Genomic DNA, 19,282 nt, shown 5'->3' with positions numbered 1-19,282 from the left:
CCCTACGCGGGCGCCTTCGCGGCGGCAGGAACGGCGGCCCCCACTGAATCGGCCGGGGCGGCCGGGTCTGCCTCGCGGTCGGGCGCGAGCGGGTCGGTCACCGTGCCGGTCTCTTCATCGAGCAGCCCCTGCGCCAGCCTGGTCACCGCTGCGGGGACCGGCGGCGCCAGGTCGGCCACGGCGCGGAGACCGGACAGGACGTCGTCGGGTCGTACGGCAGGCGTCACGTGCCGAACAACCAGCCGCAGTATCGCACAAGGCTGGTCGGTCGGCCCATCAGCCGCCGAACCGTGCGTTTCCGCACTCTCCAGATCCACCACCGCGGACCGGGCGTCGAAGGTGCGCAGGCCGTTCTTGGTCCGGCGCTGCACCTCCACGGTCTCGGCCCCGTTGAAGGCCGCGACCGCGCGTTCGGCCTCGGCCGGGTCCACGCCGTCCAGCCGCAGCTCCCACACGGAAGCGGTCAGCCGGTCGGCGAGCCCCGACGTACGGGCCTCGACCGCCTCGACGACGTCCAGCCCGGAGGGCAACGACTCGTCGAGAAGGTCACGCAGGCGCTCCGGGTCGCGGGGCGCGGTGAGCGCGATCTCCAGGTACTCCGCCTCACTGCCCGTGCCGGTGGGTGCGGCATTGGCGTAGGAGACCTTCGGGTGCGGCGTGAACCCGGCCGAGTACGCCATCGGCACCTCGGCACGGCGCAACGCACGCTCGAAGGCGCGCTGGAAGTCACGGTGGCTGGTGAACCGGAGGCGGCCTCGCTTGGTGTAGCGCAGTCGGATGCGCTGCACCGCGGGTGCGGGCGGTGGGCCTTCGGGCTGTCGCTTGCCCAGTGGAACTTCTCCTCGTGTACGGCGGACGGTCCGTGGCGCCACCCCGTCGGCGGGGAGACTTCGCGCCCGGTCCTTCCTCTAGAGTACGCGTCCCGGCCGCCACAGGTTCCCGACGGACCACCGGCCGGGGTTCCCCGAGGAGCACCAGGCGCAGGTCGGCGCAAGACACCCCGCCGGCCGATGCCCTGGCCGCCGGTTCAGCCGCAGCTGCAACCCGTGGACGCGGCGGCCGGTTCGGTGGTCCGGGTGGTGCAGCAGCCGTGGCCGGTCGCGTCGGGGGCGGCGCTCTTGCCGAGGCTGTCGGCGTCGGCCTTGACGACGTAGACCTCCCAGGGCTCCTTGCCGGGGCCGTGCACCCAGACCTTGTCCTGGAGGGCGTAGCAGCAGGAGGTGTCGTTCTCCTCGAAGGTGGCCAGGCCCGCGTCCTTGAGTCGGGTGGTGGCGGCGTCGACCTGGTCGGTGGACTCGACCTCGACGCCGAGGTGGTCGAGGCGGGTCTCCTCGCCCGGCTCGCCCTCGATCAGGACGAGCTTGAGCGGGGGCTCGGTGATGGCGAAGTTGGCATAGCCCTCGCGTCGCTTGGCCGGTTCGGTGCCGAACAGCCTCGAGTAGAAGGTGATCGACGCTTCCAGGTCGCTGACCCGCAGGGCGAGCTGAGCACGGGACATGACAGGGCCCCCATCTGCTTGCATTGATGTCTGCCTATGCAAGCTTGTGAGCTGGATCGAAGGATGTCAACATAGACGCATGTCGAAGCAAGAGCTTGTGGTGCTCGGACAGAACGACGAGAACGACGCGTGCTGCCCCGGGCTGGTGACCGCTCCCCTGGACGAGGACCAGGCGGCGGAGCTGGCGAAGCCGTTCAAGGCGCTGGGCGACCCGGTACGCCTGCGCCTGCTGTCGATGATCGCCTCACGGGCGGGCGGTGAGGTCTGCGTCTGTGACCTGACCCCGGCTTTCGATCTGTCCCAGCCGACGATCTCGCATCACCTCAAGCTGCTGCGGCAGGCCGGTCTGATCGACTGCGAGCGGCGCGGCACGTGGGTCTACTACTGGGCACTGCCCGCCGCCCTCGACCGGCTCGCCGCCGTCCTGAAGACGTCGCAGACGGCCGAGACAACCGCGTGAGCGCCCCGCTGGGCCGCCGGGCCGCCGCCGAAGTCGTGGGGTCGGCCGCCCTGGTCGCGGTGGTCGTCGGCTCCGGCATCCAGGCCACCGAGCTGACCAGGGACGTCGGCGTACAACTGCTGGCCAACTCACTGGCCACGGTCTTCGGCCTGGGCGTGCTCATCGCGCTCCTGGGGCCGGTCTCCGGTGCGCACTTCAACCCCGTCGTCACCCTCGCCGCCTGGCTCACCGACCGGCGCAGCAAGGACGCACTGACCACGCGAGACGTCGCCGCCTACATCCCGGCCCAGATCATGGGAGCCATCGCCGGTGCCGTCGTGGCCGACGCCATGTTCGGCAAACCGCTCGTCCACTGGTCCACCCATGACCGCTCCGCCGGTCACCTGTGGCTGGGCGAGGTGGTCGCGACCGCCGGACTCGTCCTGCTGGTCTTCGGACTGGCCCGCTCCGACCGCGCCCACTTCGGACCCGTCGCCGTGGCCTCCTACATCGGAGCGGCGTACTGGTTCACGTCCTCCACCTCGTTCGCGAACCCGGCGGTCACCCTCGGCCGGGCCTTCACCGACACCTTCGCCGGCATCGCCCCCGGCTCGCTCGGCCCGTTCGTCGTGGCCCAACTGGCGGGTGCCGCGCTGGGGCTGGGGCTGGTGCTCGCGGTCTTCGGACACCCAGCCCCCGCACAGACCGCAACCGTTCCTTCCCGGGGCGAACCCGAACTCGCCGCTCCCCCACGCCCCTGACCGGCCTCCGCCCAGAAAGACACACCGGCATGAACACCTCCGCTGAACGTCCCTCCGTACTGTTCGTCTGCGTCCACAACGCCGGGCGCTCCCAAATGGCCGCCGCGTTCCTCACGCACCTGGCGGGCGACCGCGTACAGGTCCGCTCCGCCGGGTCCGCGCCCACCGGCACGGTCAACCCGGCCGTCGTCGAAGCGATGTCGGAGGCAGGCATCGACATCTCCGCCGAGGTGCCCAAGGTGCTCACGGTCGAAGCCGTCCAGGCCTCCGATGTGGTCATCACCATGGGCTGCGGCGACACCTGCCCCGTCTTCCCCGGCAAGCGCTACCTCGACTGGGCACTCCCCGACCCGGCCGGGCAGGGCGTCGACGCCGTCCGACCCATCCGCGACAAAATCGAGAAGCGCATCCGCGGCCTGCTCGACGAGATCGCCCCGACGAGCCAAGTGTGAGTGCCGCGACCGAAGTTCACATCGTGGCCATGGGCCCCGAGCACGCCGACGAGGTGCTGGGGATCTACCGACTCGGCATCGACGAGGGCAACGCCACCTTCGAGACCGCCGCGCCCACCTGGGAACGGTTCGACGCCACCAAGCTGTCCGACCACCGGCACGTCGCCGTGGACCAGGAGGGCAAGGTGCTGGGCTGGGCCGCGGCGGTGCCGGTGTCCGACCGGTGCGTCTACGCCGGCGTGGTCGAACACTCGGTGTACGTCCACCCCGACGCCCGCAGCCGAGGAGTCGGGACGGCGTTGCTGAACGCGTTGATCGCCTCGACCGAAGCGGCGGGCATCTGGACCATCCAGTCGGGCATCTTCCCCGAGAACACCAGCAGCCTCGCTCTGCACCAGAAGGCGGGCTTCCGCGTCATCGGCACGCGCGAACGCATCGGCCGGCATCACGGCGTATGGCGCGACGTCGTGCTCATCGAACGCCGCAGCCCTGCGGTCGTATAGGGCGCACCCACGCCTTCAAACGCCACCGGAAACCGGCGAGTCCCCTCGCTGGAGGAGAGCGGGCTCGAAGCCAGCCAGCGCCTCCCTCACCCGGTCGAGTGCCTCGCTGACCTCAGTGCGCGTGACCACTCGCAGCCGGCGTCGGACCTGCGTTCTTGACCGTCAGCGGAAGCAACTTCTTGCCCGTCGGGCCGATTTGAATGGCCGTGTCCATCTGGGGGCACACCCCGCAGTCGAAGCACGGGGTCCAGCGGCAGTCCTCGACCTCTGTTTCGTCGAGGGCGTCCTGCCAGTCCTCCCAGAGCCAGTCCTTGTCGAGACCGGAGTCGAGGTGGTCCCAGGGGAGGACCTCCTCGTAGGTGCGCTCGCGGGTGGTGTACCAGTCGACGTCGACGCCGAAGGAAGCCAGGGCCTTGTCGGCGCAGGCCATCCAGCGGTCGTAGGAGAAGTGCTCGCGCCAGCCGTCGAAGCGGCCGCCGTCGTCGTAGACCGCGCGGATGACGGCGCCGATGCGGCGGTCGCCGCGGGACAGCAGGCCCTCGACGATGCCGGGCTTGCCGTCGTGGTAGCGGAAGCCGATCGAGCGGCCGTACTTCTTGTCGCCGCGGATCTTGTCGCGGAGCCTCTCCAGACGGGCGTCCGTCTCCTCGGAGGAGAGCTGGGGCGCCCACTGGAACGGGGTGTGCGGCTTGGGGACGAAGCCGCCGATGGAGACCGTGCAGCGGATGTCGTTGGCGCCGGAGACCTCGCGGCCCTTCTGGATCACGCGGGTCGCCATGTCGGCGATCTGGAGGACGTCCTCGTCCGTCTCCGTGGGCAGGCCGCACATGAAGTACAGCTTCACCTGGCGCCAGCCGTTGCCGTAGGCCGTGGCGACGGTGCGGATCAGGTCGTCCTCCGAGACCATCTTGTTGATGACCTTGCGGATGCGCTCCGAGCCGCCCTCCGGGGCGAAGGTGAGGCCCGAGCGGCGGCCGTTGCGGGTCAGCTCGTTCGCCAGGTCGATGTTGAAGGCGTCCACGCGGGTGGAGGGCAGCGAGAGGCCGATCTTGTCGTCCTCGTAGCGGTCGGCGAGGCCCTTGGCGACGTCGCCGATCTCCGAGTGGTCGGCGGAGGACAGGGAGAGCAGGCCCACCTCCTCGAAGCCCGTCGCCTTCAGACCGGCCTCCACCATGTCGCCGATGCCCGTGATGGAGCGCTCGCGCACCGGGCGGGTGATCATGCCGGCCTGGCAGAAGCGGCACCCGCGCGTGCAGCCGCGGAAGATCTCGACCGACATGCGCTCGTGCACCGTCTCCGCCAGCGGCACCAGCGGCTGCTTCGGGTACGGCCACTCGTCCAGGTCCATCACCGTGTGCTTCGACACGCGCCACGGGACGCCCGACCTGTTGGGGACCACGCGGCCGATGCGGCCGTCGGGGAGGTATTCGACGTCGTAGAAGCCGGGCACGTACACCCCGCCCGTCCGCGCCAGGCGGAAGAGGAGTTCCTCGCGTCCGCCCGGGCGGCCCTCCGCCTTCCAGGCCCGGATGATCTCCGTGACCTCCAGTACCGCCTGCTCGCCGTCGCCGATGACCGCGCAGTCGATGAAGTCGGCGATCGGCTCGGGGTTGAAGGCCGCGTGGCCGCCCGCCATCACGATCGGGTCGTCGATCGTGCGGTCCCTGGCCTCCAGGGGGATCCCGGCCAGGTCCAGGGCCGTCAGCATGTTCGTGTAGCCCAGCTCCGTGGAGAAGGACAGGCCGAAGACGTCGAAGGCCTTCACGGGGCGGTGGCCGTCCACCGTGAACTGCGGGACGCCGTGCTCCCGCATCAGCGCCTCCAGGTCGGGCCAGACGCTGTAGGTGCGCTCGGCCAGGACGCCCTCGCGCTCGTTGAGGACCTCGTAGAGGATCATGACGCCCTGGTTGGGCAGACCGACCTCGTAGGCGTCCGGGTACATGAGCGCCCAGCGGACGTCGCAGTCGTCCCAGTTCTTGACGGTCGAGTTGAGCTCGCCACCCACGTACTGGATCGGCTTCTGCACATGCGGGAGCAGGGCTTCGAGCTGTGGGAACACAGACTCGACGGTCTCGGCGGCTTCGGCAGACATCTCGACGGACCTTCGTGAGCTGACAGGGGTGACCATCAAGCCTAACCCGGTCCCGGACCTGTCCCGAACGCTCCGGAGGCGGGCCGGAGCACTCAGAGGGCCTTGCGCTTCCTGATCGTCCGCAGGGTTTCCGGCAGCCGCGCCTCCACCTCGGCCGCGCGCTGCTCCTCGCGTCCGTGGAGCACCCCGTACGTGAAGGCGCTCTCCCCCGCCGCGTGCGCCTGGCCGGCCAGCTCGCGCAGGGTACGGCGGGCCATGACGCTGTCCTGGTGGTCGCCGAGCAGGCTCTGCAGCGACTTCGCCGCCTTCACCAGGGCGGCGGCCGGATCACCCAGGGCGGGCACGGCCGCCTCGGCCGCGTACCGGGTGGCCTTGGCCTTCTTGCGGGCCTCGTGCAGGGCGAGGTCGCGGTCGTGGCCCGGCGGCAGGTCGAGGGCCTGGTGGAGCAGGGCGGAGAGCGCCGCGCGCTCCTTGCGTACGGCCTTGGCGATCACCTTGGCGGGTTTCCCGGCGGCCGCCGGGCGCAGCGGCGGGTCGGCGAGCAGGGCGTCCAGTGCGTCGAGGAGGGCCAGGTGGCGCTCGCCGTCGAGGTCGGCGAGGAGCAGTCCACGGGCGTCGCCGTGTGCGGTCTGCGACCAGGTGCGCAGCCGGGTGCGGACGGGGCCGCTGACCAGGGTGTAGGGCAGGTCGTCGAGGCCGGTGGTGAGGCGTTCGGTGAGGACTTCCTGGTCGCGGTCGCGGCCGAGTTCGGTGCCGAGCCATTTCAGTTCGGCGCGGACCGGGTCGGTGGCGTTCCGGTCGAGGACGTTGCGGTAGGTGCGCAGGGCGCTGCGCAGGCGGCGGGTGGCGACGCGCATGCGGTGGACGGAGTCGTACTCGTCCCTGCGGACGGCGGGGTCGAGTGCGACGAGGGCGTCGCGCTGGGCGCGCAGGTAGGCGAGGACGTGGTCGCCGGCCGTCGTGGGGGTCGCGTCCGGGGTGGGACGGGGGCGGTCCGGTGGGGCGGTCTCGGTCAGGGCGCGGGCCAGTTTGGAGGCTGCCGGGGAGGGGCGTACGCCTGCCTTGCGCAGGCGTTTGTCGACGGCGTCGAGGAGCGCCGGGTCGCCGCCGTCGGCGAGTTCCACCTCGATCTCGGTCCACTGGGCCGTGCGGCCGTGCCCGGTCGGCCGTTCGGCCCGTACGGCGTCGACGGCGACCTCGGCGAGCGGGGTGCCGTCGGCGTCGACGAGGTGGCGGATGCCGCGCCGGGAGCGGATGCGGACCAGGGGGAGCAGTTCCGCGTCGCGGACGCGGGAGCGGACGAGCCCGGCGAGGTCGGGTGGCACGGTGTCGGAGAGGGGGGCGTGGATCTCGTCGCGCACTCCGGGGCCGACCGGGAACTTCAGGTGCCAGCCGGCGTCGGTGCCGCCGGTGCGGCGGCGCAGGGTGAGTCCGTCGGCGGTGAGGCGTTGGTCTGCGGTGTCGTAGTAGACGGCGTCGAGTTCGGCGACGCCCTGGTCGACGACGGCCGCCACCGGGCCGACGCCGGTCAGGTCGGGCAGTGCGCGGTCGCCGGCCTCGTACTTCCGCTCGATCTCCCTTTTCACCTTCATGTCCGCCATGACCCGAATCTAGTGCGGGTCCGGCTCCGGCGGCAGGGGTCCGGGCGGTGGGTCGCCGCCGGGTTGGATGTGCCGGCAGGGGCTGCTAGGCGGACAAGGGCCGTTGCAGTCTGATCGACTGGAGCAGTCCGACCGCCACCCAGACCGCGAACATCGACGAGCCGCCGTAGGACACGAAGGGCAGGGGCAGGCCGGTGACCGGCATGATGCCCAGGGTCATGCCGATGTTCTCGAAGGCCTGGAAGGCGAACCAGGCGACGATCCCGGCGGCGACGATGGTGCCGTACAGCTCGGTCGTCTCGCGGGCGATGCGGCAGGCGCGCCAGAGCACGACGCCGAGCAGCAGGATGATCAGGCCGGCGCCGGCGAAGCCGAGTTCCTCGCCCGCGACGGTGAAGACGAAGTCGGTCTGCTGTTCGGGGACGAACTGGCCGGTGGTCTGGGAGCCGTGGAAGAGGCCCGCGCCGGTCAGGCCGCCGGAGCCGATGGCGATGCGGGCCTGGTTGGTGTTGTAGCCGACGCCGGCCGGGTCGAGGCTGGGGTTGGCGAAGGCGGCGAACCGGTTGATCTGGTACTCGTCCAGGATGTGCAGCTGCCAGACGGCGACGCAGCCGAGGACGCCCGCGGTGAGCAGGCCGAAGATCCAGCGGTTGGAGGCGCCGGAGGCGAGCAGCGCGCCCAGGATGATGGTCACCAGGACCAGGACCGTGCCGAGGTCGGGCATGAGCAGCACGACCATGATGGGTACGGCGGCCAGGCCGAGCGCCTGGAGGATCGTGCGGTGGTCGGGGTAGGGCTTGTCGCCCGCGTCGACCCGGGCCGCGAGCAGCATCGCCATGCCCAGGATGATCGTGACCTTGACGAACTCGGAGGGCTGGAGGGAGAAGCCGCCGCCGAGGACGATCCAGTTGCGGTTGCCGTTGATGGTGGCGCCGAGCGGGGTGAGCACCAGCAGCACCCCGAGGACCGAGAGCCCGTAGAGGATGGGCACGACGTTGCGCAGGGTGCGGTGGCCGAGCCAGACGGTGCCGAGCATCAGGGCGAACCCGATGCCGGTGTTCATCAGGTGCCGGATCAGGAAGTAGTACGGGTCGCCCTGGTTGATGCCGGAGCGGCCGCGGGTGGCGGAGTAGACCAGGGCGGCGCCGATCCCGGACAGCGTGAGCGCGCTGAACAGTATCGGCCAGTCGAGTCGGCGGGCGGCCGAGTCGCGGGCGAGGATCCGGGTCCAGCCGCCCCGTTCGGGGCCGTATCCGGAGATGGAGAAGCTGTTCGCGCCGGTCATGCGGTCGTCCTCCGGCTTCCCCTTCGGCGCTGGCGCCTGCGGGTGTTGCGGTTGCCTGTGGGGGGCGAGGCGGTGGTCGCCGGCGGTTGCTGGTCGTTCGGCGCGTTGCCGCCCTGCTGGTCGTTCGCGGTGGCGCCGCCCTGCTGGTCGTCCTGGGCGTTGCCGCCCTGCTGGTCGGACTGTTTGGCGTTCTTCTCCTGGTCCTTGGCCGGGTCGGCGGGCACCTTCGGGGCGGCGATCGAGCCGTCGGACTGGATCTTCGGCAGGCTCTTCTGCGGGGTGGACAGCAGGGCCTTCTTGTTGTCGATGGAGCCGTCGGCCTGGACGCCGTACAGGGCGCTGTAGATGTTGCGGACGGCTTCACCGGAGGCGCCCGAGCCGGTACCGGCCTGGGCGATGGTCATGATGATCGTGTAGTCCTTGCTGTAGGTGGCCAGCCAGGAGGTGGTCTGCTTGCCGTAGACCTCGGCGGTACCGGTCTTGGCGTGCAGCGGGATCTTGTCCTGCGGCCAGCCGGCGAACTTCCAGGCGGCCGTACCGCGCGTGGCCACGCCTGCCAGCGCCTCGTCCATCATGTCGCGGGTGGCCTTGGTGATGGGCAGCTTGCCGTGCGACTTCGGCTTGATCTCGGTGACCTGCTTGCCGTCGGAGCTGATGATCGCCTTGCCGATGCTCGGCGTGTACATGGTGCCGCCGTTGGAGATGGCCCCGTAGATGACGGCTTCCTGGATGGGGGTGAGGAGGGTGTCGCCCTGGCCGATGGAGTAGTTGATCGAGTCGCCCTCGCGCAGCTTGTTGCCCTCGAGGCAGTTCTCGTAGGCGATCTTTTCGACGTAGCTGCCGTCCTTCTTACCGGTCTTGCACCAGCCGTCCTTGTTGGCCTCCCAGTACCGCTGCTTCCACTCGCGGTCGGGGACGCGGCCGGTGACCTCGTTGGGCAGGTCGATCCCGGTCTCCTTGCCGAGGCCGAACTGGTGGGCGGCCTTGTAGAAGTAGTCCTTCGGCTTGCCCTTCTTGGGGTTGATGCCGCCGTCCTTCTTCCACTCGTTGTCCGAGAGGTAGTAGAAGACGGTGTCGCAGGAGACCTCCAGCGCCCGGCCGAGCGAGATCGGGCCGAAGCTCTCCCCTTCGAAGTTCTTGAAGACCTGGTTGCCGACCGAGTAGGAGCTGACACACGGGTAGTTGCCGTTGAAGTCGTAGCCGGCCTCGACCGCGGCGGCCGTGGAGACCACCTTGAAGGTCGAACCGGGCGCGGACTGCCCCTGGATGGCCCGGTTGAGCAGCGGGTAGTCGGAGTTCTTGCCGGTGAGGGCCTTGTAGTCCTTGGCGGAGATGCCGCCGACCCAGGCGTTCGGGTCGTAGGTGGGGGCGGACGCCATGGCGACGACACGGCCCGTCTTGGCCTCCATGACGACGACGGCCCCGGAGTCGGCCTTGTAGTTCTTGCCGGTGATGTTGTCGAACTGCAGCCGGGCGTCCTTCATCGCCTTGTCCAGCTCGTACTCGGCGATCCGCTGGACGCGGGAGTCGATGCTGGTGACCAGGCTGGAGCCGGATTCGGCGGCGTCCGACTTGGACTTGCCGATGACGCGGCCGAGGTTGTCGACCTCGTAGCGGGTGACGCCGGCCTTGCCGCGCAGCGCCCGGTCATACTGCCGTTCCAGGCCGGAGCGGCCGACCATGTCGGAGCGCAGATAGGGCGATTCGGTGTCCTTGGCCTGCTGGATCTCCTCGTCGGTGACGGGTGAGAGGTAGCCGAGGACCTGCGCGGAGTTGGACTTGCCGGGCCCGGGGTAGCGGCGCACGGCCTCGGGTTCGGCGGTGATGCCGGGGAAGTCCTCGGCGCGTTCGCGGATCTGGAGGGCCTGGCGCGGGGTGGCCTCGTCGGTGATGGGGATGGGCTGGTACGGCGAGCCGTTCCAGCAGGGCTGCGGGGTCTTGGCGTCGCACAGCCGGACCTTCTGCATGACCTCGTCGACGTCCATGCCGAGGACACCGGCGAGCTTGGTGAGGACCGCCTTGCCGTCGTCCTTCTGCTTGAGCAGGTCGGTGCGGGAGGCGGAGACCACCAGCCGGGTCTCGTTGTCGGCGAGCGGCACACCGCGGGCGTCCAGGATGGAGCCGCGCACGGCGGGCTGGACGACCTGCTGGACGTGGTTGCCGGAGGCCTCCTTCTGGTAGTGGGCGCCCTCGCGGATCTGGAGGTACCACAGCCGGCCGCCGAGGGTGCCGAGCAGGGAGAGGACGAGGATCTGGATGACGACGAGCCGCGTCTGGACGCGTGGGGTCCGGCCGGTCTCAGGGATGTTGGTCACGGGTGCTGCCTCCCCCTCTCAGTGCGTGTAACGGACCTGTGCGGCCGGCTGCGCGGCCGGCTGCCGTGCTGTCACAGTCGCTTGACTCCCTTGATGCGGCCGACCCGGGCGGTGCGGGTGCGGGCCTTGGCCTTCAGGCCGCCGAGCGTGCCGCGCCGGCCGCCGATGCTCAGTCCGGTGCCGGCGGAGAGCCAGCCGGAGGAGATGTCGCTCTTCCCGGCGGCGGAGCCGGAGTCGGCGAGCGGGTCGTTCTCCGCGCGCCGGGCCAGCCACATGATCCCGGGCACCACGAAGGGGGCGAGCAGCAGGTCGTACACGGCGGCCGTCAGCAGCAGTCCGCCCAGGCCGACATGGCGGGCGGCGGTGTCGCCGACGAGGGCGCCGACGCCCGCGTACAGCAGGGTGGAGCTGACGGCGGCGGCGACCACCACGGCCATGGGTCCGGTGACCGACTTGACCTGGCCGGTCCCGGGCTTGATGAGTCCGGCGAGGTAGCCGATGACGCACAGCACGAGCGCGTAGCGGCCGGCGGCGTGGTCGGCGGGCGGGGCGAGGTCGGCGAGCAGCCCGGCGCCGAAGCCGACCAGGGCGCCGCCGACGTGGCCGTAGACCATGGCCAGGCCGAGGACGGTGAGCAGCAGCAGGTCGGGGACGGCTCCGGGCAGGTGCAGCCGGGACAGGACGCTCACCTGGATCACCAGGGCGACGACGACCAGCGCGGTGGAGAGCAGGATCCGGTTGAGGCGCATGGGACGTGAAGCTCCTACTGCTGCGGATAGTCGTTGGCGTAGGCGTCGGCGGAGGGGGTGACCGTCACGGTCACCGTGGGCGTCGGGGTCGGCTTGGGCTTCGGCGGCAGGACCTCGTCGCGCGGGTCCTTCTTCGGGGCCTGGACGACGACGCCGACCACGTCGAGCTTGGTGAAGCCGGCGAACGGCGTGACGTAGACGGTACGGGTCAGGTCGCCGCCGGAGGGGTCGACACGGGAGACGACACCGACCGGGACGCCCGGCACGAAGGGCCGGTCGGCCTCGGAGCCGAAGGTGACCATCCGGTCGCCCTTCTTCACGTCCGCCTTGCCGTTGAGGAGTTGCACGCGCAGCGGCCGGTCGCCCTGGCCGGAGGCGAAGCCGAGTTCGTCGCTGCCCTCCATGCGGGTGCCGACGGTGAAGTCGGGGTCGTTGGCGAGCAGCACGGTGGAGGTGCTGGGGCCCACGGTGGTGACGCGGCCGACCAGGCCGTCGGCGTTGAGGACGGTCATGTCGCGCTTGATGCCGTCGCTCGCCCCGGCGTCGATGGTGATGGTCCAGGAGAAGCCCTGGGCCGCCCCTATGGCGATGACCTGGGCGCCCTTGATGCCGTACTGGCCGTCTCCGGCGAGCTTGAGCATCTTGTTCAGCTGGTTGAGGCGGCTGCGTTTGCCGGCGTCGCTGCCGAGTTCGGCCTTGAGGGCGGCGTTCTCCTTCTCCAGCGCGGCGAGCCGGTCGTGGCGCTCGCCGGAGTCGCGGACCGCTGAGACCGCGTTGCCGACCGGGTTCACCGCGGCCGACACCCCGTTCTCGATCGGACCGAAGACGGTGGCGGCGGCCCGCCGGGCACCGTCCACCGGGGAGTTCTCCCCGCCGCGGATGTCCACCGTGATCAGCGCGAACGCGATGGCGATCAGCAGCACCAGGAGCAGCCGGCTCTCTTTCGTGTCCCTCACGTGCGGCGGCCGTGCCTTCCTCATAGGAACTGGGTGGCCCCGGCGAAGCGCGGTCTGCGCGCCATCCCAAGGGGCCCGCTTGCGGGAGCTTAAGCCTCTATATCAACGATCCGCCGCACGAGAAAAGATCATCTCGTACGGCGGAGTCGATGAGTTGTGTCATCTGCGCGGCTGCGCGTCCAGGACCTGCTGGAGTGCCTCGAACTCCTCGACGCACTTGCCCGACCCGAGCGCCACGCTGTCGAGCGGGTCCTCGGCGATGTGGATCGGCATGCCGGTCTCGCTGCGCAGCCGCTCGTCGAGGCCGCGCAGCAGTGCTCCGCCGCCGGTCAGGACGATTCCGCGGTCCATGATGTCGCCGGACAGCTCCGGCGGGCACTTGTCGAGGGTCGTCTTGACCGCGTCGACGATCGCGTTGACCGGTTCCTCGATCGCCCTGCGCACCTCGGCGGCCGAGATGACAACGGTCTTCGGCAGCCCCGAGACCAGGTCCCGGCCACGGATTTCGGTGTGCTCGTCGGCGTCGAGGTCGTACGCCGAACCGATCGTGAGCTTGATCTGTTCGGCCGTCCGCTCGCCCAGCAGGAGGGAGTACTCCTTCTTGACGTGCTGGATGATCGCGTTGTCCAGCTCGTCGCCCGCGACGCGGATGGACTGGGCGGTGACGATGCCGCCGAGCGAGATGACCGCGACCTCCGTGGTGCCGCCGCCGATGTCCACCACCATGTTGCCCGTGGCCTCGTGGACCGGCAGGCCGGAGCCGATGGCCGCGGCCATGGGCTCCTCGATGATGTGCACCTGACGTGCGCCGGCCTGGGACGAGGCCTCGATGACGGCGCGACGCTCGACACCGGTGATGCCGGAGGGCACGCAGACGACGACCCGCGGACGAGCCAGATACCGCCGCTTGTGGATCTTCAGGATGAAGTAGCGGAGCATCCGCTCGGTGATCTCGAAGTCCGCGATCACGCCGTCCTTGAGCGGACGCACGGCGACGATGTTGCCCGGCGTGCGCCCGATCATCTTCTTCGCCTCGGCGCCGACCGCGAGGATCCCACCGGTGTTGGTGTTGATCGCGACGACGGACGGCTCGTTGAGTACGATCCCGCGACCCCTGACGTACACCAGCGTGTTGGCGGTCCCGAGGTCGACAGCCATGTCACGGCCGATGAACGACATTGAGTTCCCCATCAGGATTCGTCTGGCCTTCCCTGGGAGCTTTTGACGGCATTTCAGGTACGGCGAGGTAGGTGCTGTGACGTGAAGGCTTCCATCGTAGACGCGCCTGCACGAACACTGCGCGAGGGTCTTCGCCATTGTCAGCAGATGGCGTACCGCCTCGCTTGTGGAGACGGTCCATCGGAGGCACTCGTTCCCCCGATCGGCACGCCTATACCACCGGGCGGCCGGGTTCGCGCGGCCGCCCGGGTCGGGCGAACAGCAGAGCTGACGAGGTGTCAGCCGGGGCGGGCCGGGGACGGCTCCGCGAGGGTCAGCCGCGGCCGGGGAAGAAGATCTTCACCTCGCGCTCGGCGGACTCCTCGGAGTCGGAGGCGTGGATCAGGTTCTCCCGGACGATCACGCCGAAGTCGCCGCGGATCGAGCCCGGAACGGCGGCGATCGGGTCGGTCGGGCCGGCCAGCGCGCGCACGCCCTCGATGACCCGCTCGCCCTCGACGATCATGACCACGACCGGGCCGGAGGCCATGAACTCCATCAGCGGCTCGTAGAAGGGCTTGCCCTTGTGCTCGCCGTAGTGCTGCTCCAGGGTCTCCGTGTCCAGACCGCGCAGCTCCAGCGCGGTGATCTGCCAGCCGGCCTTGCGCTCGATACGGCTGATGATCTCGCCGGTCAGGCCACGACGGACGGCGTCGGGCTTGAGGATGACGAGGGTGCGCTGGGTCACGGGTGGCTCCTTCACCTGGCAGATGTGCGGTGGGACGAGGTTACAGGGCGTGTCGCCGTTCCTGTCACGCAGCGTCAGCCGGAGGGCCGGCCTCGGCGGCCTGCGCGGCGAATCGGGCCCTGGCCTCCTCGATCTTCCGCCCGAAGTGCACCGACGCCCACCACAGGGCCGCGAAGACCGCGCCGAGGAAGTACATCATCGGCACGACCAGACCGGACGCGATCAGCGCCACCTGGAGCGCCCAGCCGAGGACCACACCGCTGGGCCGGGTCGCCACGCCGCACAGCAGCAGGCACAGCAGCATCGCGATGCCGCTGACCGTCCACACCGTGGCCATGGACAGGCCGGGGTCCTTCATCGCGACCAGCGCGGCGAAGCCGATGACGAAGAACTCGCCGATCAGGGTCGAGGAACACAGCGTACGCACGAGAAGTCAGCCCCTCCCCAGGAGCAGTCGGGCCTCACCGACGGTGATGACGGAGCCGGTGACGAGCACACCGCCGCCGGCGAACTCGCCCTCCTCCTCGGCGAGCGTGATCGCGGCCTCCAGCGCGTCCGGCAGCCGCGGTTCGACCTGGACCCGGTCCTCGCCGAACACCTCGACGGCGAGGGCGGCCAGTTCGTCGGCGTCCATCGCGCGGTGGCTGGAGTTCTGCGTCACCACGATCTCCGCGAAGATCGGCTCGAAGGCCTCCAGCAGACCGCGCACGTTCTTGTCGCCGCTGGCCCCGACCACGCCGATCAGCCGGCTGAAGTCGAACGCCTCCTGGACCGCCTCGGCGGTCACCCGCGCGCCCGCCGGGTTGTGCGCGGCGTCCAGCACCACGGTCGGCGAGCGCCGTACGACCTCCATGCGGCCCGGCGAGGCGACGGACGCAAAGGCCTTGCGCACGGTCTCCGCGTCCAGCGGCTGGGCGCGCTGGGCGCCGACGCCGAAGAACGCCTCGACGGCGGCGAGCGCCACGGCGGCGTTGTGTGCCTGGTGGGCGCCGTGCAGCGGCAGGTACACCTCGGGGTACTCGCCGCCCAGACCGCGCAGGGTGAGCAGCTGCCCGCCCACGGCCACCCGGCGGGCCACGACACCGAACTCCAGCCCTTCACGGGCGACCGTCGCGTCGACCTCCACGGCCCTCTTCAGCAGCACCTGGGCGGCGTCCACCGGCTGCTGGGCCATGATCACGGTGGCGTCCTGCTTGATGACGCCGGCCTTCTCCCCCGCGATCTCGCCGGGCGTGGTGCCCAGGCGGTCGGTGTGGTCCAGGTCGATGGGGGTCACCACGGCGACGTCGCCGTCGATGACGTTGGTGGCGTCCCAGCTGCCGCCCATCCCGACCTCCACGACGGCCACGTCGACCGGCGCGTCGGCGAAGGCGGCGTACGCCATGCCGGTCAGCACCTCGAAGAAGGACAGGCGGTACTCCTGCGCGGCGTCGACCATCTCCACGTACGGCTTGATGTCCTGGTACGTCTCGACGAACCGCTCGGCGGAGATCGGGGCGCCGTCCAGGCTGATCCGCTCGGTGATCGACTGCACGTGCGGGGAGGTGTACCGGCCGGTGCGCAGTTCGAAGGCGCCGAGCAGGGCCTCGATCATGCGGGCGGTGGAGGTCTTGCCGTTGGTGCCGGTGATGTGGATGGACGGGTAGGACCGCTGCGGTTCGCCCAGGACGTCCATCAGCGCGGCGATCCGGCTGACCGAGGGCTCCAGCTTGGTCTCGCCCCAGCGGGTGGCCAGCTCCGCCTCGACCTCGCGCAGCGCCTTGTCGACCTCGGGGTCCTCCGGGCGCCCGGGGACGTCCGTCTGCGGCGGGCCGCCCTGCGTGCGCAGGGTGCGGCTGCCGGCCTCGATCACCGCGAGGTCGGGGTCGCGGGTGGTCTCGGCCTCGATGATCTCGTCGAAGGAGTCGAGGGGGTCGGGCTGCCCGCTGTTGTCCGGGGGGAACTCACTCACGGGGCCAGTGTACGGAGGGCCGCTGACATACGTGGTCGAAGGTCCCCGGAGTCGAGTGGCTCCAGGGACCTTCGTGCCCTCACGTGGGTCCGCTCCCCGCGCTTGCGGGGTGCCCGCCGCGGGAGGCCCTACGCCTGCGGCAGCCGCTCCAGCTGCGCGGCGATCCGTGCGATGTCCTCCTCGGCCTTCGCCAGGCGGCCGCGGATCTTCTCCACGACGTTGTCCGGGGCCTTGGCCAGGAAGGCTTCGTTGCCGAGCTTCGCCGTCGCCTGGGCCTTCTCCTTCTCGGCGTTGGCCAGGTCCTTGGCGAGGCGCTTGCGCTCCGCCGCCACGTCGATCACCCCGGACAGGTCCAGCGCGACCTCGACGCCCGCGACCGGCAGCGTCGCCGTGGCGGTGAAGGCGTCGCCCTCCGGCTGGAGGCGCAGCAGCTGGCGGATGGCCGGCTCGTGCGGGACCAGCGCCGTGCCGTCCAGGACCAGGCGGGCCGGGACGCGCTGGCCCGGCTGGAGCCCCTGGTCGGCACGGAAGCGGCGGACCTCGGTGATGACGGACTGGAGGGTCTCGATCTCCCGCTCGGCGTCCGCGTCCCGGAAGCCGCTGTCGGTCGGCCACTCGGCGATGACGAGCGACTCGCCGCCGGTCAGCGTCGTCCACAGCGTCTCCGTGACGAACGGGACCACCGGGTGCAACAGCTTCAGCGTGACGTCCAGGACCTCGCCCAGGACCCGCTGGGAGACCTCGGCCGGCTCGCCGCCCGCCTGGAACGTCGTCTTGGACAGTTCGACGTACCAGTCGAAGACCTCGTCCCAGGCGAAGTGGAACAGCGTGTCCGACAGCTTGGCGAACTGGAAGTCCTCGTAGTACGCGTCGACTTCGGCGACGACCGAGTTCAGCCGGGACAGGATCCAGCGGTCGGTCGCCGACATCTTCGCGGCGTCCGGCAGCGGACCGTCCACCGTCGCGCCGTTCATCAGCGCGAAGCGGGTGGCGTTCCAGATCTTGTTGGCGAAGTTGCGCGAGCCCTGGACCCAGTCCTCGCCGATCGGCACGTCGACGCCGGGGTTGGCGCCACGGGCCAGGGTGAACCGGAGGGCGTCGGAGCCGTACTTGTCCATCCAGTCCAGCGGGTTGACCGCGTTGCCGAAGGACTTCGACATCTTCTTGCCGAACTGGTCGCGGACCATGCCGTGCAGGGCGACGGTGCGGAACGGCGGGGTGCCGTCCATCGCGTACAGGCCGAACATCATCATCCGGGCGACCCAGAAGAAGAGGATGTCGTAGCCGGTGACCAGGACGGAGTTCGGGTAGAACTTCGCGAGGCTCTCGGTCTGCTCGGGCCAGCCGAGGGTGGAGAACGGCCACAGGCCGGAGGAGAACCAGGTGTCGAGGACGTCGGTGTCCTGCTTCCAGCCCTCGGCCTCGGTGCCGGGCGGCTGCTCGTCGGGTCCGACGCAGACGACCTCGCCGTTCGGCCCGTACCAGACGGGGATCCGGTGGCCCCACCACAACTGCCGCGAGATGCACCAGTCGTGGAGGTTGTCGACCCAGTCGAAGTACCGCTTCTCCATCTCCTGCGGGTGGATCTTGACGCGGCCGTCCCGGACGGCGTCGCCGGCGGCCTGCGCGAGCGGGCCGACCTTGACCCACCACTGCATGGACAGGCGCGGCTCGACGGTGGTCTTGCAGCGCGAGCAGTGGCCGACGGAGTGGACGTACGGGCGCTTCTCGGCGACGATCCGGCCCTCGGCGCGCAGGGCGGCGACGATGGCGGAGCGGGCCTCGAGACGGTCCAGGCCCTGGAAGGGGCCGTGCGCGGTGATGACGGCGTGCTCGTCCATCACGGTGATGGCGGGCAGGTCGTGGCGCCGGCCGATCTCGAAGTCGTTCGGGTCGTGGGCCGGGGTGACCTTGACGGCGCCGGTGCCGAACTCGGGGTCGACGTGCTCGTCCGCGACGACCGGGATGGAACGGTCGGTGAGCGGGAGCTTGATGAGCCTGCCGACGAGGTGGCGGTAGCGCTCGTCGTCGGGGTGCACGGCGACGGCGGTGTCACCGAGCATGGTCTCGGCACGGGTGGTGGCGACGACGATGGTGTCGTCCCCGTCGCCGTACTTCATCGAGACGAGCTCGCCGTCGTCGTCCTGGTACTCGACCTCGATGTCGGAGATGGCGGTCAGGCACCGGGGGCACCAGTTGATGATGCGCTCGGCGCGGTAGATCAGCTCGTCGTCGTAGAGCCGCTTGAAGATGGTCTGGACGGCCTGCGACAGGCCTTCGTCCATGGTGAAGCGCTCACGCGACCAGGCGACGCCGTCGCCGAGGCGGCGCATCTGGCCGGAGATCTGCCCGCCGGACTCGTTCTTCCACCGCCAGACGCGCTCGACGAAGGCCTCGCGGCCGAGGTCGTGCCGGGACTTGCCTTCCTTGGCGAGCTCGCGTTCGACGACGTTCTGGGTGGCGATGCCGGCGTGGTCCATGCCGGGCTGCCACAGCGTCTCGTGGCCCTGCATGCGCTTGCGGCGGGTGAGGGCGTCGATGAGCGTGTGCTCGAAGGCGTGGCCCAGGTGGAGCGAGCCGGTGACGTTCGGCGGCGGGATGACGACGGTGAACGGCGGCTTCTCACTCTTCGCGTCCGCCTCGAAGTAACCCCGCTCTACCCAGCGCTCGTACAGCGGCCCCTCTACGTCGGCCGGCGCGTACTGGGTCGGCAGTTCGGTGTCGGGCGCTGGGGGCTGCTGCTGAGCGTTCTCGGTCACGGGGTCAGTTTAGAG

17 protein-coding genes are annotated in these 19,282 nt (G+C 70.3%); 4 read left to right on the top strand and 13 right to left on the bottom strand.

Annotated features, from left to right (window positions below; genetic code table 11):
- Positions 1 to 2: 2 nt before the first annotated feature.
- Positions 3 to 788, bottom strand: a complete 786-nt coding sequence (locus ACIHCX_RS00475; protein WP_400025192.1) for a TIGR03936 family radical SAM-associated protein — start codon at positions 786 to 788, stop codon at positions 3 to 5.
- A 239-nt stretch (positions 789 to 1,027) separates the two neighbouring features.
- Entirely contained in the window at positions 1,028 to 1,498 is a 471-nt protein-coding gene (locus tag ACIHCX_RS00470) for an ArsI/CadI family heavy metal resistance metalloenzyme (protein WP_400025190.1), read from the bottom strand.
- Positions 1,499 to 1,577: 79 nt separating this feature from the next.
- On the opposite strand from ACIHCX_RS00470, the gene ACIHCX_RS00465 reads away from it, so the two are divergent.
- Genes ACIHCX_RS00465 through ACIHCX_RS00450 form a run of 4 tightly spaced genes read left to right on the top strand, consistent with a single transcriptional unit; the run spans position 1,578 to position 3,653 of the window.
- Positions 1,578 to 1,958 carry an ArsR/SmtB family transcription factor gene (locus tag ACIHCX_RS00465; RefSeq protein ID WP_400025188.1) on the top strand — a complete coding sequence of 127 codons (381 nt, stop codon included), beginning with the start codon at positions 1,578 to 1,580 and terminating at the stop codon, positions 1,956 to 1,958.
- A complete protein-coding gene (locus tag ACIHCX_RS00460; protein ID WP_400025186.1) occupies positions 1,955 to 2,698 on the top strand; it encodes an aquaporin in 744 nt (247 codons plus the stop codon). The genes ACIHCX_RS00465 and ACIHCX_RS00460 overlap by 4 nt, the downstream gene beginning before the upstream one ends.
- 29 nt (positions 2,699 to 2,727) lie before the next feature.
- Positions 2,728 to 3,150, top strand: a complete 423-nt coding sequence (locus tag ACIHCX_RS00455; protein WP_400025185.1) for an arsenate reductase ArsC — start codon at positions 2,728 to 2,730, stop codon at positions 3,148 to 3,150.
- A 29-nt stretch (positions 3,151 to 3,179) separates the two neighbouring features.
- Positions 3,180 to 3,653 carry a GNAT family N-acetyltransferase gene (locus ACIHCX_RS00450; protein WP_400026546.1) on the top strand — a complete coding sequence of 158 codons (474 nt, stop codon included), beginning with the start codon at positions 3,180 to 3,182 and terminating at the stop codon, positions 3,651 to 3,653.
- 112 nt (positions 3,654 to 3,765) lie between these two features.
- On the opposite strand, the gene ACIHCX_RS00445 is transcribed toward ACIHCX_RS00450, so the two are convergent.
- From ACIHCX_RS00445 to ACIHCX_RS00395, 11 genes are all read right to left on the bottom strand, one after another.
- Positions 3,766 to 5,745: a TIGR03960 family B12-binding radical SAM protein gene (locus tag ACIHCX_RS00445; protein WP_400025184.1), complete on the bottom strand. Its 1,980-nt coding sequence runs from the start codon at positions 5,743 to 5,745 to the stop codon at positions 3,766 to 3,768.
- A 92-nt stretch (positions 5,746 to 5,837) separates the two neighbouring features.
- On the bottom strand, positions 5,838 to 7,346 hold the full coding sequence (locus ACIHCX_RS00440) for a CHAD domain-containing protein (protein ID WP_400025182.1): 1,509 nt from the start codon (positions 7,344 to 7,346) through the stop codon (positions 5,838 to 5,840).
- Positions 7,347 to 7,431: 85 nt separating this feature from the next.
- On the bottom strand, positions 7,432 to 8,631 hold the full coding sequence (gene rodA / locus ACIHCX_RS00435; RefSeq protein ID WP_400025181.1) for a rod shape-determining protein RodA: 1,200 nt from the start codon (positions 8,629 to 8,631) through the stop codon (positions 7,432 to 7,434).
- Positions 8,628 to 10,946, bottom strand: a complete 2,319-nt coding sequence (mrdA, locus tag ACIHCX_RS00430; RefSeq protein WP_400025179.1) for a penicillin-binding protein 2 — start codon at positions 10,944 to 10,946, stop codon at positions 8,628 to 8,630. The genes rodA and mrdA overlap by 4 nt, the downstream gene beginning before the upstream one ends.
- A 71-nt stretch (positions 10,947 to 11,017) precedes the next feature.
- The gene (gene mreD / locus ACIHCX_RS00425) at positions 11,018 to 11,695 is read right to left on the bottom strand and encodes a rod shape-determining protein MreD (protein ID WP_400025177.1); all 678 of its coding nucleotides are present in this window, start codon (positions 11,693 to 11,695) and stop codon (positions 11,018 to 11,020) included.
- A 14-nt stretch (positions 11,696 to 11,709) separates the two neighbouring features.
- Positions 11,710 to 12,651, bottom strand: coding sequence for a rod shape-determining protein MreC (gene mreC / locus ACIHCX_RS00420; RefSeq protein WP_400025175.1), 942 nt, complete (start codon positions 12,649 to 12,651; stop codon positions 11,710 to 11,712).
- Between the two features lie 159 nt (positions 12,652 to 12,810).
- On the bottom strand, positions 12,811 to 13,830 hold the full coding sequence (locus ACIHCX_RS00415) for a rod shape-determining protein (protein ID WP_400025174.1): 1,020 nt from the start codon (positions 13,828 to 13,830) through the stop codon (positions 12,811 to 12,813).
- Positions 13,831 to 14,143: 313 nt separating this feature from the next.
- Complete coding sequence (gene ndk / locus ACIHCX_RS00410) at positions 14,144 to 14,557, bottom strand: nucleoside-diphosphate kinase (protein ID WP_400025172.1); 414 nt, start codon at positions 14,555 to 14,557, stop codon at positions 14,144 to 14,146.
- A 64-nt stretch (positions 14,558 to 14,621) separates the two neighbouring features.
- Positions 14,622 to 14,984 carry a DUF4233 domain-containing protein gene (locus tag ACIHCX_RS00405; protein WP_400025171.1) on the bottom strand — a complete coding sequence of 121 codons (363 nt, stop codon included), beginning with the start codon at positions 14,982 to 14,984 and terminating at the stop codon, positions 14,622 to 14,624.
- A 6-nt stretch (positions 14,985 to 14,990) separates the two neighbouring features.
- Positions 14,991 to 16,508 (bottom strand): bifunctional folylpolyglutamate synthase/dihydrofolate synthase, encoded by a 1,518-nt coding sequence (locus tag ACIHCX_RS00400; protein ID WP_400025169.1) that lies wholly within the window; start codon positions 16,506 to 16,508, stop codon positions 14,991 to 14,993.
- 128 nt (positions 16,509 to 16,636) lie between these two features.
- Positions 16,637 to 19,267, bottom strand: coding sequence for a valine--tRNA ligase (locus tag ACIHCX_RS00395; protein WP_400025167.1), 2,631 nt, complete (start codon positions 19,265 to 19,267; stop codon positions 16,637 to 16,639).
- Positions 19,268 to 19,282: the final 15 nt, after the last annotated feature.

This window comes from Streptomyces sp. NPDC052043, assembly GCF_044548235.1.
Classification (GTDB): domain Bacteria; phylum Actinomycetota; class Actinomycetes; order Streptomycetales; family Streptomycetaceae; genus Streptomyces.
This window is presented reverse-complemented; position numbering and strand designations above follow the sequence as displayed.

Coding starts and splice junctions, on each gene's coding strand:
- ACIHCX_RS00465 (WP_400025188.1), top strand. CDS start 1,578: ATGTCGAAGCAAGAGCTTGTGGTGCTCGGACAGAACGACGAGAACGAC.
- rodA (WP_400025181.1), bottom strand. CDS start 8,631: ATGACCGGCGCGAACAGCTTCTCCATCTCCGGATACGGCCCCGAACGG.
- mreD (WP_400025177.1), bottom strand. CDS start 11,695: ATGCGCCTCAACCGGATCCTGCTCTCCACCGCGCTGGTCGTCGTCGCC.
- ACIHCX_RS00450 (WP_400026546.1), top strand. CDS start 3,180: ATGGGCCCCGAGCACGCCGACGAGGTGCTGGGGATCTACCGACTCGGC.
- ACIHCX_RS00470 (WP_400025190.1), bottom strand. CDS start 1,498: ATGTCCCGTGCTCAGCTCGCCCTGCGGGTCAGCGACCTGGAAGCGTCG.
- ACIHCX_RS00455 (WP_400025185.1), top strand. CDS start 2,728: ATGAACACCTCCGCTGAACGTCCCTCCGTACTGTTCGTCTGCGTCCAC.
- ACIHCX_RS00415 (WP_400025174.1), bottom strand. CDS start 13,830: ATGTCGTTCATCGGCCGTGACATGGCTGTCGACCTCGGGACCGCCAAC.
- ACIHCX_RS00440 (WP_400025182.1), bottom strand. CDS start 7,346: ATGGCGGACATGAAGGTGAAAAGGGAGATCGAGCGGAAGTACGAGGCC.
- ACIHCX_RS00445 (WP_400025184.1), bottom strand. CDS start 5,745: ATGTCTGCCGAAGCCGCCGAGACCGTCGAGTCTGTGTTCCCACAGCTC.